Origin of the sequence: Salinisphaera orenii subsp. halophila YIM 95161, from assembly GCF_003732545.1 — a bacterium.
Taxonomy (GTDB): domain Bacteria; phylum Pseudomonadota; class Gammaproteobacteria; order Nevskiales; family Salinisphaeraceae; genus Salinisphaera; species Salinisphaera orenii_A.
The window spans coordinates 1-13,100 of the sequence record NZ_AYKF01000076.1 but is presented as its reverse complement, the minus strand read 5'-3'; the positions used below and the strand labels follow the sequence as shown (position 1 = coordinate 13,100).

8 protein-coding genes are annotated in these 13,100 nt (G+C 69.3%); 3 read left to right on the top strand and 5 right to left on the bottom strand.

The window, feature by feature from the left end; all coding sequences use genetic code 11:
* Positions 1-262: 262 nt before the first annotated feature.
* The 3 genes from SAHL_RS07930 to SAHL_RS07920 all read right to left on the bottom strand — a co-directional run bounded on the left by SAHL_RS07930 (position 263) and on the right by SAHL_RS07920 (position 7,704).
* Positions 263-2,497, bottom strand: a complete 2,235-nt coding sequence (locus SAHL_RS07930; protein WP_184947517.1) for a TonB-dependent siderophore receptor — start codon at positions 2,495-2,497, stop codon at positions 263-265.
* Between the two features lie 82 nt (positions 2,498-2,579).
* The gene (locus tag SAHL_RS07925) at positions 2,580-5,114 is read right to left on the bottom strand and encodes a sulfite reductase flavoprotein subunit alpha (RefSeq protein ID WP_123590871.1); all 2,535 of its coding nucleotides are present in this window, start codon (positions 5,112-5,114) and stop codon (positions 2,580-2,582) included.
* A 421-nt stretch (positions 5,115-5,535) separates the two neighbouring features.
* Positions 5,536-7,704 (bottom strand): TonB-dependent siderophore receptor, encoded by a 2,169-nt coding sequence (locus SAHL_RS07920; protein WP_123590870.1) that lies wholly within the window; start codon positions 7,702-7,704, stop codon positions 5,536-5,538.
* 167 nt (positions 7,705-7,871) lie between these two features.
* On the opposite strand from SAHL_RS07920, the gene SAHL_RS07915 reads away from it, so the two are divergent.
* Positions 7,872-8,321 carry a hypothetical protein gene (locus SAHL_RS07915; RefSeq protein WP_123590869.1) on the top strand — a complete coding sequence of 150 codons (450 nt, stop codon included), beginning with the start codon at positions 7,872-7,874 and terminating at the stop codon, positions 8,319-8,321.
* 62 nt (positions 8,322-8,383) lie between these two features.
* Entirely contained in the window at positions 8,384-9,607 is a 1,224-nt protein-coding gene (locus tag SAHL_RS07910; protein ID WP_123590868.1) for a TraB/GumN family protein, read from the top strand.
* Between the two features lie 11 nt (positions 9,608-9,618).
* On the opposite strand, the gene SAHL_RS07905 is transcribed toward SAHL_RS07910, so the two are convergent.
* Together SAHL_RS07905 and SAHL_RS07900 are read right to left on the bottom strand one after the other, a co-directional pair.
* Positions 9,619-10,344 (bottom strand): DUF429 domain-containing protein, encoded by a 726-nt coding sequence (locus SAHL_RS07905; RefSeq protein ID WP_184947515.1) that lies wholly within the window; start codon positions 10,342-10,344, stop codon positions 9,619-9,621.
* Positions 10,345-10,374: 30 nt separating this feature from the next.
* Positions 10,375-11,820, bottom strand: coding sequence for an NAD-dependent succinate-semialdehyde dehydrogenase (locus SAHL_RS07900; protein ID WP_123590866.1), 1,446 nt, complete (start codon positions 11,818-11,820; stop codon positions 10,375-10,377).
* 156 nt (positions 11,821-11,976) lie between these two features.
* Between SAHL_RS07900 and SAHL_RS07895 the strand changes: the two genes are divergently transcribed.
* Positions 11,977-12,993, top strand: coding sequence for an alcohol dehydrogenase (locus SAHL_RS07895; protein ID WP_184947514.1), 1,017 nt, complete (start codon positions 11,977-11,979; stop codon positions 12,991-12,993).
* Positions 12,994-13,100: the final 107 nt, after the last annotated feature.

The following is a 13,100-nucleotide window of genomic DNA, read 5'->3' as shown; positions in this document are numbered from 1 at the left end:
TCAACCGGCGCGGGGCGCAAACCGCCGGCGCGGCCCGGTCGAGGCGGTAACCGCTGTCGAAGGACTCGATCGTGCGTTCCTGGCCGATCGATTAGTCGCCCGGACGTGCCGTGCCGCCGCGTGCGGGAGTCGCCGTGGCCGGTCGCGGCGCCCGGCTGATTGCAATCCGCGCCGCAACGCGATCCGCGCTGGCAGGGCGCCGGCCGTCACGCCCGCCCGGGCCGCGATATCGCGGTCCGGGCGGGCGTGGGGCCCGACTGCTCTAATCCCAGCGGTAGGTGATGCTGCCCAGAACGTTGCGTCCGACGCCGTAATCACAGAACGAACTCGGCTCGTTGCCGGTGCAATAGACCTTCACGTCGTCGAAGACGTTGCGGGCCGAGACCTGCAGGCGCACGTTGTCGAACGTGTAGCGCACGGCAGCATCGACGAGTGTCGCCGAGGGGTAGCGTGCGGTGTTGTCGGCGTTGCTGAACGCCGAGCCGCGATGGCGCACGCCCGCGCCCATGCCCAGGCCGTCGAGCACGGGGCGTTGGAATTCATAGTCGAGCCAGAGCTTGGCGATATGCTCGGGGCGATCGACAACGCGCTTGCCGTTGGTGGCCTGGGCGCCGCCGGCTTCCACGACCTCGACCTCGTTCCAGGTATAGCTGGCGATCGCCGACAGCCCGCGCGTGAGATCGATTTCCGCGCCCAGTTCGACGCCGCGCGAGCGCGTTTCGCCGATCTGGTCCTGTACGGTCGGGTTGCTGGGCAGGGCGACCAGTTCGTTTTCGCGGCTGATATCGAAGGCCGCGATCTCGAAGGAGGCGTTCCAGCCGATCGGCCGATAACGCAGGCCGATCTCGTACTGCTCGCCGCTGATCGGCTCGTAGCTGGCACCGGTGGCCTCGTTCACACCGTACTGTGGCGTGAACGATTCGCTATAGCTGGCATACGGCGCCAGGCCGTTGTCGGCGAGATAGACCAGCCCGGCGCGCCAGCTCAGGTTGTTCTGATCGTTCTCGTCGGCGCCCAGCGATTCTTCCTTGACCCAGTCCTGGCGCGCGCCGGCGGTGAACGCCCAGTGGTCGCCGTACTTGACGTGATCCTGCACGTAGAGGCCGTACTGGTCGGCTTCGGTGCGGCTGCGGGTGAAGGTGGTCGGCAGGGCGTAGTCCTGACTGTAGTCGGGATCGTAGAGATCCAGCGGCGGAATGTCGGTGGTCGGGTTGCGAAAGCCGCTGTTGCGGGCCTCGTAGTCCAGCGTCTTGTAGTCGAAGCCGACCAGAACGCTGTGGTCGAAGTTGCCGTGCGACAGCTCGGTGACGAGCTGGTTGTCGACGGTTAGGGTATCGCCCTCGTCGAAGCGCAGACGCGCGTCGCGAGACAGTTGGGTGAGGTCCTCGTTCAGTGGGTAGAGCGGATCGTCCGGGTCGTCGGGGTTGGCGAAATAGTCGCGGAAGACGTCGACCACGTCGTAGTCGATATGGCGATAGCGGGCGTTCTGGCGGAAGGTGATGCGATCGCCGATGAGCTGCTCGAACAGATAGCCCACGGAATAGACTTCCGACTCGTAGCCGCCGAGGCCCGGGATGCCGATATAGCGGTCCTCGGGGATGCGGCCGTTGTCGCTGTCGTAGGCGGTGCCTGCGCGCGGAAAGCCGGTCCAGTAGTAGTCGGATTCGTTCTTCTGATAGTCGGCGAGGACGGTCAGCTCGGTGCGCGCGCTCGGCGCCCAGGTCAGCGCCGGGGCGATATAGACGCGATCGTCCTCGATGAAGTTGATCGGCGACTCGGCGTCCTGCATGAGCCCGGTCAGGCGATACCGCCAGTGGCCGTCCTCGTCGATGGGTCCGCTCACGTCGCCCTTGAGCTGCTTGTGGTGGTCGCTGCCCATCTCCAGGCCGATCTCGCGCAGCGGCGTGGCGGTCGGGCGCTTGGTCACCAGGTTGATTATGCCGCCCGGCTGGCCCTGGCCGTAGAGCACCGAGGCCGGCCCGCGCAGCACTTCGATACGCTCCAGGCCGTAGGGCTCGATCGGCGCGTCGTAGGGCAGGCCGGCGAACAGGCGGGTGCCGTCGCGATAGGTGGCGTCCGAGGCCTGAAAGCCGCGGATGTTGATCCCGATCGAATCGATGATGTTGTTGTTGAAGCGATTGAGCACCGCGATGCCGGGGCTGTATTCCACCGCCTCGGTCAGCGTATCCGCATCGCGATCCTCGAGCTGCTCGCGGCCGATCACGCTCACCGCCTGGGGCGACTCGATCAGCGGGATGTCGGTCTTGGTGGCGGTGGCACTGCGCTCGGCGACGTAGCCGTCGACCGGCGCGTAAGCACTGTCGACGCCGGCGCCTTCGACATTGATCGGCGCCAGCCGCGTCTCGCCGGATTCGCTCTGGGCGGCCGCGCCGGCGGCGAACAGTACCAGCGGCAGGGTGGTCAGCGCTTTTCGCAGGGTCGTCGACGGTCGCTGAGCCGGTCGTCGCGAGGTGTTGGGTGCGGTTGGTGTGGGCATGAGGTCCCCCTTGGCGTGCTGGGTTGTGGTTCGGTCGTTTCCTGAAGCATCGGCTGGCCGGGCCGCCGGTATGGCGGCGGCGTCAGTACACATCCATGCGGATCCGGCCTTCGGCATGCAGACGGTCCAGCCCGGCGTCGCCGACGATCTCGGCCAGCGCCGCGGTCACGCCCGGCGCCATGCCCTCGTGGCTGCCGCAGACATAGACGATGGCGCCCGCGGCCAGCCACTCGCGAACGACGTCCGCCCGTTCGGCGAGCCAGTGCTGCACATGACGCCGCGTCTCGCCGTCGCGCGAGAACACCGGATCCAGCCGCAGCCGGCCCTCGCGCTCCCGGGCCGTGAGTTCCTCGGCGAAGTAGAAATCACGGGCACGCTGGCGCTCGCCGAATATCAGCCAGCTGTCGTGGCGGCCGGCGGCGATGCGGGCTTGCAGATGGGCGCGCAGGCCGGCGATGCCGGTGCCGTTGCCGATCAGCAGGGCGGGTCGGGCGAGCGCGTCCGCATCGGCGCGAAAGCCGGGGTTGGCCCGCAGACGGACGTCGACGGCCGCGCCGAGGGCCGCGTGTTCGATGAGCCAGCCCGAGGCCACGCCGGTGCCGCCGTCGTGGCATGCCAGACGGACGACCAGCTCGATGCCGCGGCCGGCGTCGATGTTGGCGATGGAGTAATCGCGTGCGGCCAGGGGCGGCAGGCCGTCGTACCAGGCCTGCAGATCGGCGCGGGCGTCGGCGTCGGCCGTCTCGGGCAATTGCCGGTCGGCGAGCGCATCCTGCAGATTCATCGCGACGTGGCCGCGCACGACCATCGCGCAGGGGTCGAGCCCGTGGCGGTCCAGCCATGCGGCGACCCGCGCGCCTGCATGATGCGGCCGGATCTCGGCGATGTCGCCGGCGCGCCACTCGCCGGGTGGCGCCTCGTCGCAGGTCAGGCGCAGCCAGGCCGTCGGCGTGCCGAGACTGGCGGGGTTGAGTACCGCGCGTTCGGCCAGCCGCCAGCGCGAGAACGCCGGCTCGGCCCGGGCCGCGGCGACGCCGAACAGCCCGGCCAGCGCGGCGTGCCAGCGGGCGAGCGCGTGCTGATCGGCCTTGTCGACCTCGATCGGCGTGAGCAGCGTGCGGGCCCCGCGTTCGCGCAGGCTGCGGTCCAGTCGCCGGCCGAAGGCGCAGTAGCTGTCGGCGTAGTCGCTGTCGCCCAGGCACAGCAGGGCATAGTCGAGCTGTTCGAGACGCGGCTCGCCGGCGTGACAGAAACGGCGGTCGAAGTGGCGCGCGGCCACGGGCGCATCGCCTTCGCCGTGGGTGCTGACCACGAACAGGGCGCGTCGGTGTGCGCGCAGACAGGTCGGCGTCAACGCGCCCAGATCGGCCATGCGCACGGCGCGGCCGCCCTGCTGCAGCGTGTTCGCGGTCTGGGTGGCGATACGCTGGGCCAGCCCGCTCTGGCTGGCATAGGCCACCAGCACCGTCTGCTCGCCCGGCGCGGCGTCGACGGCCCGCCGCGTCGGCGCGGCCACCTGTCTTTTCATGCGGCGTCGGCGCAGATACAGCAGCCAGCCGGTGACGAAGAACACGGGCATGGCCAGGCTGGCGAGCATCATGAACACCACGCCCGGCGTGCCGAAGAAGGCGCCCATGTGCAGGGCGTAGGCGCTGGCCAGCAGTTTGTCGCCGAAGCCGAGTTCGGCGAAGCTTTCGCGACCGAGAATCTCGCCCGTGCCGGGGTGGACGAACAGCTCGCTGTCGGCGAAACGGTGCTGGGCGTCGCCCGGGACATAGTGCACGTCGACCGTGGCCGAGGGTTCGTCCGGCAGGCGGATGAACACCGAGAGCGCGTCGGCCATCTCGGGGGCGATGCCTGCCCAGATCCGTTCGAGGTCGGGGTCGGCGACCGGCGCCTCGAGGCTGGGGTGCGCGGCGGTCTCGCCGGAGGCGAACAGGGCGTTTGCGCCGTCGCGGTACCAGTCGAACGACCAGATCAGCCCGGTGAGCGAAGCCAGCAGATAGGCGACGAGCGCCCAGACGCCGAGCACCGCATGCCATTCGCCGGCGAGCTTGCCGCCGAGCGCGCGCGGCCAGAGCCAGCGCCAGCCCTGACGCGGCCGTCGCTGCCAGCGCAGGTACAGCCCGCTGATCGAGAGCACCACGAGCGTGATCGTCGAGATGCCGACGATGATCTGGCCCGTGCGCCCGGCGGCCAGGCGCTCGTGGAGCTGGCGGATGAGGCCGAATGTCCACTGCCCGCGTGGCTGGGCCATCGGTTCGGCGGTGTAGGGGTCGAGGAGCGCGCGCCCGCCGCGCTGGTCCGTGCTCTCGGGCGTGTCATAGCCGATCAGCAGCGGATACGGCCGGTCCTGGCGCCAGAACAGTGATGACACCCGGTGCTCCGGGTGAGCCTCATGATAGCGCGCCACGAGCTCGGGCGGCGACAGGCGCGGTGTGTCGGCACGCAGGCGTTCGACGGTGGCGGGATTGAGCCATTCCAGGATGTCCTGCTGGAACGACATCAGGCCGCCGGTCACGCCGACGACCACCAGCACCGAGCCGGCCGTGATGCCGAGCAGCCAGTGGAGCTGAAAGATCGGATGGAGTGCCCGCAGTCGGTCCCGAAGCGTCATCGGATACTCCTTGGCGCCGCGCCGGCTCGAGCCGTCCAGTGCTGCGCCAGCCGTGGTGACGGCGCGGGCGTCGACAGGCGATCTGCGCGCAGTCCGCGGGCGTGGGCCTCGTTCGACGTCATCCTGTCCCCCTGTTGGCCGGCGCGGCCGCCGGCCGGTGCTACCGTCATCCCACGCTTAAAAGAGCGCGGCCCGAAGGCCGCGCAATCCACCGAGTGGGAGGTTTCCCCAAATCGCATTCGCGAGCGCGGTGCCTCGCGCCGGCTGGCGAACGAAGACGCATTCGCGAATGCGAATAATTCGCATTATATACAAAAGATCGGAAGCTGCAAGCGGCGTTCGCTCTCCTGTGGTCTGGGCCCTCGCGGGCAAAAAAAACGCGGCCCGAAGGCCGCGTTGTGGTGACGGGTGGACGGAATCCTCAACGCCAGCGATAGCTCACCGTGGCCGTGGTTTCGCGACCGTAGCCGTAGTAGCAGAAATTCGGGCTCGCGCAGGAGGAGACGTACTTCTTGTCGAACACGTTCTGCACGTTCAGGGCTACACGCCAGCCATCCCAGGCGGGCTTGATGCCGCCGAGCTCGTAGTGCAGGGCGGCGTCGGCGACGGTGTAGTCCGGCACCTGCAGGTCGTTGTCGTTGGTGACCTGCTGTTCGCCGACGTAGCGTAGGCCCACTCCGGCGCCGGCGCCCTTCCAGGCACCGCCCGGCTGCGTGTAGTCGAGCCACAGCGAGGCGGTGTAGTCGGGCGTCTGCGAGAACTCGTTGCCCTCGGTGCCGTCGTCGGCGCTGGTGATCTCGGAGTCGAGATAGGCCGCGGCCAGCGACAGGTCGAGACCGCTGGCCAGGCTGGCCTTGCCGTCGATCTCGAAGCCGCGAATGCGGACTTCGCCGGTCTGGGTGGTGATCTGCGTGGCCGGGTCCGTCGTGGGCACGTTGGTGCGCGTCAGCTCGAAGGCGGAGGCGGTGAACAGGGCGTCGCTGCCCGGCGGCTGATACTTCAGCCCGGCCTCGTACTGCTCGCCCTCGGTCGGGTCAAGAATACCGGCGGCGGTGTTGCTCGTCGCCGGCGACTGGAACGACTCGGCGTAGCTGACATACGGCGCGATGCCGTTGTCGAACGCGTAGAGCGCGCCGAGCCGGCCGGTGAAGGCGCGGTCCGTACGCGTGTCGCGATTGGTGCCGTCCGGGCCGACGGCGGTCGTGTCGATGACGTCGTAGCGCCCGCCGGCCAGCATCGTCAGGCGGCCCAGCTTGGCCTGATCCTGGAGATAGAAGCCGATCTGGTCCTGATCGAAGTCGTAGCTGCTGCGGGCCGGCGGCGTGATCGCCTGATCGTTGTTCGGATCGGCGATCGACAGGGACGGCGCCGCGCCCAGGCCGTAGTAGCGGTCCGCGTCGAGGTTCTGGTAATCGAAACCGGCCAGCAGCGTATGTTCGACCGGGCCGGTGTCGGCGTAGCCCAGCAGCTGGTTGTCGACGAGGATGCCGTTGACGCTCTCCTGCGAAGCCGCGGTCCCCCGTGCGAGCGTCTCGTCGTCGACCAGGCCGGCGCCGTAGACGCTGCGATAGTCGACCTCGGCGTCACGGAAACGGAAGTTCTGACGGAACTCGAGGCTGTCGTTGAACCAGTGCGAGAATTCGTAGCCGATCTGGACCGTCTTGCGGTCGAAGCTCTCGAAACTCTCGTCGCCGTCGTAGAAATCGCGATCCAGCTTCGAGCCGTCGCCCAGCGGGTCGACGGTGCCGCGATAGGGCAGGGCGCCGTAGGAGCCGGAGTCCGGGTCGTTGCGGTACTTGCCCAGCAGCGTGAACTCCGTGTCCTCGGACAGTCGCAGCCGCAGCGACGGCGCGATGGAGAAGTTCGACGTCTCGACGGTCTCCTGGGGCCCGTCTCGCCGGCTGCCGGTGGCCACCACGCGGTAGAGCGCGTCGCCGTCCTCGTCGAGCGCGCCGCCGATATCGAAACCGGCGCCCAGGCGGCTGTCGTTGCCCGTCTCCAGATAGAAGCGGTTCTCCTGGTCCTCGACGGGGCGCTTGGAGACCAGATTGATCAGGCCGCCCGGGGGCGTCTGTCCGTAGAGCACGGACGCAGGGCCCTTGACGACTTCCACGCGCTCGAGCAGGAACGGATCGGTCTTGGGAATCGTGTAGAAGTAGCTGAGCTGCTTGAGGCCGTCGAGATAGAGATCCGGCTGAAAACCGCGCAGCGTGAGCTGGTCATAACGGCTGGCCACATTGCCCCGCAGTTCGGGGACCACGCCCGAGACGTAGCGCATGACCTGGCGGAGATCGCGTGCGCCCTGGGCGTCGATCTGGTCGGCGGCGATCACCGATACCGCCTGCGGGGTTTCGGCCAGCGGTGCGTCGGTCTTGGTGGCCGAGCGCGTGCGCTCGGCGCTGTAGCCGTCGACCGGCGCTGTGGCCGAGGGCACGTCGCTGTCGCCCTCGACGCTGATCTCCGACAGCGTCTCCGATGCGGTTGCGCTGTTCTGGGCGAGTCCGGGCGGCGGCGCCATGGCGAGGCCGACGGCCAGCGCCGACGCCAGCGCGGTGCGGTGCGGATGAGCGTTGGACGAAAACGGTCGCACGTGAATCCCCCTGACCGCGATAGTGAACCGCGGCTGTATATGAATGAGAACGATTCTTAATTATATTTGGCAAACCATCGTCCTGTACAGGAGCCCGGCCACGCGGGCCTGACGGTTTCGGCCGGAAACCGATACCATCGGCGCTCCCACGCCCTTTGGAACATGGCATGAGCTTTCCCGGATATCCGGTCCGTTCGCGCGCCGCCCAGGTTGCGGCGATGCTGCTGGCCCTGTCGGCCGTCGGTCTCGTGAGTGGCTGCGACAGCGACGACGAGAGCGCCGGCGCCGATGCAACGACCGAGGACGGCGCGTCGTCCGGCGCCGGCACCGCGAGCGCCGAGCGGATCCGCGCGCGCATCATCGGCAACACGGTCGGCGGCACCATGTCGCCGGACAGCAGCTACACTGAGTACTACGCCGAGGACGGCACCATCCATGGCCCCGGCTACGAGGCCGAATGGCGGATCGACGGCGACCGGATGTGCTTCGATTACGACGAGGCCCCACAGGCGGACTGCTACGACGTGCGCATCGACGGTGACAGCGTCAGCTGGCGGCGCGATGGCGAGACCGAAGGCCGGGGCACGATCGTCGAGGGCAACCCGAACAACTTCTGACACGCCGGTGCGGCCGCGGGCCGCGACCGGCCGCGGCGCCCGTGCGGCGCGCAAGGACAGGCATGGCTGAAACCGATAGCCCAGGCGACCACGACATAGAAGCCGGCGCGGAGGCCGGACCCCGTCGCCGCGTGACGCGCGCCGAGGGCGACTATCTGCTGCTGGGCACCGCCCACGTCTCCCGGGCCAGCGCGGACGAGGTCCGGCAAGAGATCGAGTCCGGCGACTACGACGCCGTGGCCATCGAGCTCTGCGATGCGCGCCACGCCGCCCTCACCCGCTCGGGCGAACTCGAACAGATGGACCTGTTTCAGGTGCTGCGCCAGGGCAAGGCCGGCATGGTCGCCGCCAATCTGGCGCTGGGCGCCTATCAGCAGCGGCTGGCCGACCAGTTCGGCATCGAGCCCGGCGCCGAGATGCGCGCAGCGATCGAGTCCAGCACCCGGGCCGGCCTGCCGCTGCAGCTGGTCGATCGCAACATCGGCATCACGCTCAAGCGCGTCTACCGTCGCATCCCCTGGTGGCAACGGCTGAGCACCCTTGGCGCCCTGTTCGCGAGCCTGCTCTCGCGCGAGAAGATCGAGGAGTCGGACATCGAGAAGCTCAAGCGCGGCGACATGCTCGAATCCACCTTCAACGAGTTCGCGCAGGAGTCCGCCGACCTGCACGAGGCGCTCATCGACGAGCGCGATCGCTACATGGCCGCGCGCCTGCTCCAGCAGACCGGCGCTTCGCGCACGCTGGTCGTCGTCGGCGCCGGCCACCTCAAGGGCCTGGCGGGCTATCTCGAAGCGGGCATGGACGACCCGGCGGCCACCGTCGCCGCACTGGACCGGGTGCCGCCGGGGGCGCGCTGGGTGAAGTGGATCCCGTGGGTGGTGGTGGCGCTCGTGGTCTGCGGTTTCGCCCTGGGTTTCTCCCGCGACACCGGGCTCGGCCAGCAGATGGTCGTGGAATGGGTGCTCATCAACGGCGCCCTGTCCGCGCTCGGGGCGGCGGTCGCGCTGGCGCATCCGCTGACCGTGCTCACCGCCTTCGTCGCCGCGCCGCTGACCTCCCTCAACCCGACCATCGGCGCCGGCATGGTCACGGCGGCCGCGGAGCTGTGGCTGCGCAAGCCGCGGGTGGGGGATTTCTCCACCCTCAAGACGGACGTCACCCGGCCGGCCGGGTGGTGGCGCAACCGCGTCTCGCGCACGCTGCTGGTGTTCGTGTTCTCGACCATCGGCTCGGCGGCCGGCACCTATATCGCCGGTTTTCGCATCTTCGGTCAGCTGGTCGGCTGAGCGCGCCGCGCTCAGATACAGATCCGCATCGGCAGGCCCTCGGTGTCGTACGCCGGGCGACCCGGCAGCACCTGATGGCGGCCGGCGGCCACCCGCTCGGCGGTGAACAGACAGGCGAGGGCATCGGCGATATCGTCGTCGGCCAGGGCTTTGCGTGGATGGGCTGCGCGCACGGCTTCGAGCAGGCGGCGGTCGTGGCGTGCCAGGACCAGTGTCAGGCGATCGAAGGCGCCCAGGGCGGCGGTCTTGGGATGCGGCATCGGCTGCAGGCGCGTGCTCTCGCCGCCATTCCAGGCCGCGAACGACAGCTCCGGATGGGCCTCGACCATCGACGCCCGCCAGCGCGGATCGTCGTGCAGCAGCCGATCCACCTCGCGCAGCTTGTCGAATAGATTGTAGGCCTGGGCGGAGACCCCGGCGCCGCCGTGCGCGCGGTTGATGCGGGTGGCCTCGGCCTGGGAGGCGGCGCCGTGCACGGCCGCCCGCGTCGGCGTGTCGAACACGCTGGCACGGCGCGGTCCGCCGAGCTGTTCCCGCGCGACCCGGTCGCAGTCGCGGCTGCCGCAGACGGGCAGGCCGATCGGCATGTCGACGGCGACCACGCTGCGTGCCGGATCCGCACCGAGCGTGTCCAGCAGGCCGGCCAGCGTCGGGCCGACGGCCAGGCCGGCGGGCGTCGCCGCGATCCAGCCGGCGCGGCAGCCGTCGACGCCGATCACGCGGGGTTCAGCGGCCATGGCGCGCCGCGGCATCCGCCTGCGTCGCGGTTATCCCTGCGGCAGGCCGCCGATGCAGTAGTACTTGGTCTCGAGATACTCCTCGATGCCGACATGGGCGCCCTCGCGGCCGAGACCGGACTGCTTCACGCCGCCGAAGGGCACGTGCGGGCCGGTGATGTCCATGGTGTTGACGCCGACCATGCCGTAGTCGAGCCCGCGGAGGAAGCGGCGGATGCGGGCGTCGGCGTGCGTGAGCACATAGGCGGCCAGGCCGAAGACGGTGTCGTTGGCCGCGGCGATCACGGCGTCGTCATCGTCGAAGGCACAGATCGGGGCGACCGGGGCGAAGGCCTCCTCCGAGAATACCCGCATCCCGGGGGTGAAATCGGCGACGACCGTGGGCATGAAAAAGCGCGGCCCGGGCGCCTCGGCCTGATCGCGGCCGAGGATGCGCGCGCCTTGCTGACGGGCGTCGTCGACCAGCCCCTGCGCCTTGTCGACCGCGCCTTCGTGGATCAGCGGACCGATGGCGTTGGCCTCGTCGAGGCCGTTGCCCACGGCCAGGGCGTTCGTCCGTTCGACGAAGCGATCGAGGAAGTCGTCGTAGAGGGCGCGGTGGACGAAGATGCGATTGGCGGCGATGCAGTCCTGACCGGAGGTCTGGAACTTGGCGGCGATCGCGGTATCGACCGCGGTCTCCACGTCGACATCGTCGCAGACGATCAGCGGCGCGTTGCCGCCGAGTTCCATGGCCATGCACTTGACCGTGTCCGCGCTCTGACGGATCAGCGACTTGCCGACCTCGGTCGAGCCCGTGAACGACAGCGCCCGGACGCGGGCGTCGGCGCACACGCGTTCGGCAAACGTTCGGCCCGGGCCGGTGACGACGTTGAATTCGCCGCGGTCCAGGCCCGCCTCGGCCGCCAGCGCAGCCAGCGCCAGCGCAGAGAACGGGGTTTCGTTGGCCGGGTTGACCAGCGTCGTGCAGCCGGCCGCCAGGGCCGCGCCCACCTTGCGGGTGATCATGGCCAGCGGGAAGTTCCAGGGCGTGATCACCGCCGCCACGCCGACCGGTTCGCGCAGAGTGCCGATGGCCACCGTCGGGTCCTCCGGCGGGATGGTGGCGCCGGTCGTGCGGCGGGCCTCTTCGGCGAACCAGCGCAGGAAACTCGCCGCATAGTCGACTTCGCCGCGCGCCTCGGCGATGGGCTTGCCCTGTTCGCGGGTCATCAGCCGCGCGAGCGCCTCGCGGTGGTCGATCATGCCCTGATACCAGGTCAGCAGGACGTCGGCGCGTTCGAGCACGGGGCGCTGCCGCCAGGCGTCGAAGGCCGCATGCGCGGCGTCGATCGCGCCGTCCATGTAGGTCGCCGACAGGGCGGGCACCTGGCCGAGCGTCTCGCCCGTGGCGGGGTCGTCCACGGCCGTGGTCGAACGGTCGTCGGCCACGATCCAGCGACCGCCGACATAGGCCTGTTCGTGCATCAGTTCCATGGTTGCTCTCGCTTGGATGCCTCGGACGCAGAACGCTAACAGCCGCCGACGCGGGCCGGCATCAGTAGTAGCGCGTAACCCGGCCGCGCGCCGCGCGGGCGGGACCGCGGTGTTAGGCTCGGGACCGCGCAGTCATGCAGCACAAGGAGAACGGTCATGTCGCGCATGCAAGTCGCACAGCTCAGCGCCGCCGGCGCCGATTTCGAACTGGTCGAACGCAACATCCCCGAGCCCGGACCCGATCAGGTGCGGGTGAAGATCGAGGCCTGCGGCATCTGTCACTCCGATGCCTTCGTCAAGGACGGCGGCTTCCCGGGGCTCGAGTACCCGCGCGTGCCGGGCCACGAGGTCGCCGGTACCGTGGACGCGCTCGGCGATGACGTCGATCACTGGCAGCCCGGTCAGCGGGTCGGTGTCGGCTGGCACGGGGGGCACTGCTTTTCCTGCGAGTCCTGCCGCCGCGGCGACTTCGTCACCTGCGCCAACGAGCAGATCTGCGGTATCTCCTATGACGGCGGCTACGCCGAATACATGATCGCCCCGGCCGAGGCGCTGGTCGCGATCCCGGACACCCTGTCGTCGGTGGACGCGGCGCCGCTGCTGTGTGCCGGCGTGACCACCTACAACGGCATGCGCAACACCGGCGCGGTGGCCGGCGACGTGGTCGCGATCCAGGGCATCGGCGGGCTCGGTCATCTGGCCATCCAGTACGCCCACGCCATGGGCTTTCACACCGTGGCCATGTCGCGCGGCACGGACAAGAAGGCCCTGGCCGAGGAGCTCGGTGCCGACACCTACATCGACACCGAGGCCCAGGATGCGGTCGAGGCCCTGCAGGCGCTGGGCGGCGCCCGCGTGATCGTGGCCACCGCGCCCAATCCGAAGCTGATGAGCTCGGTGGTCGACGGGCTGGGCGTCAATGGCCGGCTGCTGGTGCTGGGGGCTTCGCCCGAGCCCATCGAGGTCTCGCCGTTCCAGCTGCTGATGGCCCGCCGCAGCGTGGCCGGCCACCCGAGCGGCACCCCGCGGGACTCCGAGGACACGCTGGACTTCTCGGCGCTGCGCGATATCCAGACGCGGATCGAGACCTATCCGCTGTCCGAGGTCAACGACGCCTACGCCCGCATGATCAACAACGACGCCCGTTTCCGCGTCGTGCTGACCATGACCTGAGCGGTCGTTCACGATCGCCTTCAAAGCCCGCCACCGGCGTAATGCCGTTCACTTAAGCGGCGCGGCTTGCCGATTGAGCGGATATCGGGTCTTCGACATCTTCACCG

What these genes read in the sequence shown, in the direction of transcription:
- SAHL_RS07930 (WP_184947517.1), bottom strand. Translation starts at nt 2,497, where the DNA reads ATGCCCACACCAACCGCACCCAACACCTCGCGACGACCGGCTCAGCGA.
- SAHL_RS07925 (WP_123590871.1), bottom strand. Translation starts at nt 5,114, where the DNA reads ATGACGCTTCGGGACCGACTGCGGGCACTCCATCCGATCTTTCAGCTC.
- SAHL_RS07915 (WP_123590869.1), top strand. Translation starts at nt 7,872, where the DNA reads ATGAGCTTTCCCGGATATCCGGTCCGTTCGCGCGCCGCCCAGGTTGCG.
- SAHL_RS07910 (WP_123590868.1), top strand. Translation starts at nt 8,384, where the DNA reads ATGGCTGAAACCGATAGCCCAGGCGACCACGACATAGAAGCCGGCGCG.
- SAHL_RS07905 (WP_184947515.1), bottom strand. Translation starts at nt 10,344, where the DNA reads ATGGCCGCTGAACCCCGCGTGATCGGCGTCGACGGCTGCCGCGCCGGC.
- SAHL_RS07900 (WP_123590866.1), bottom strand. Translation starts at nt 11,820, where the DNA reads ATGGAACTGATGCACGAACAGGCCTATGTCGGCGGTCGCTGGATCGTG.
- SAHL_RS07895 (WP_184947514.1), top strand. Translation starts at nt 11,977, where the DNA reads ATGTCGCGCATGCAAGTCGCACAGCTCAGCGCCGCCGGCGCCGATTTC.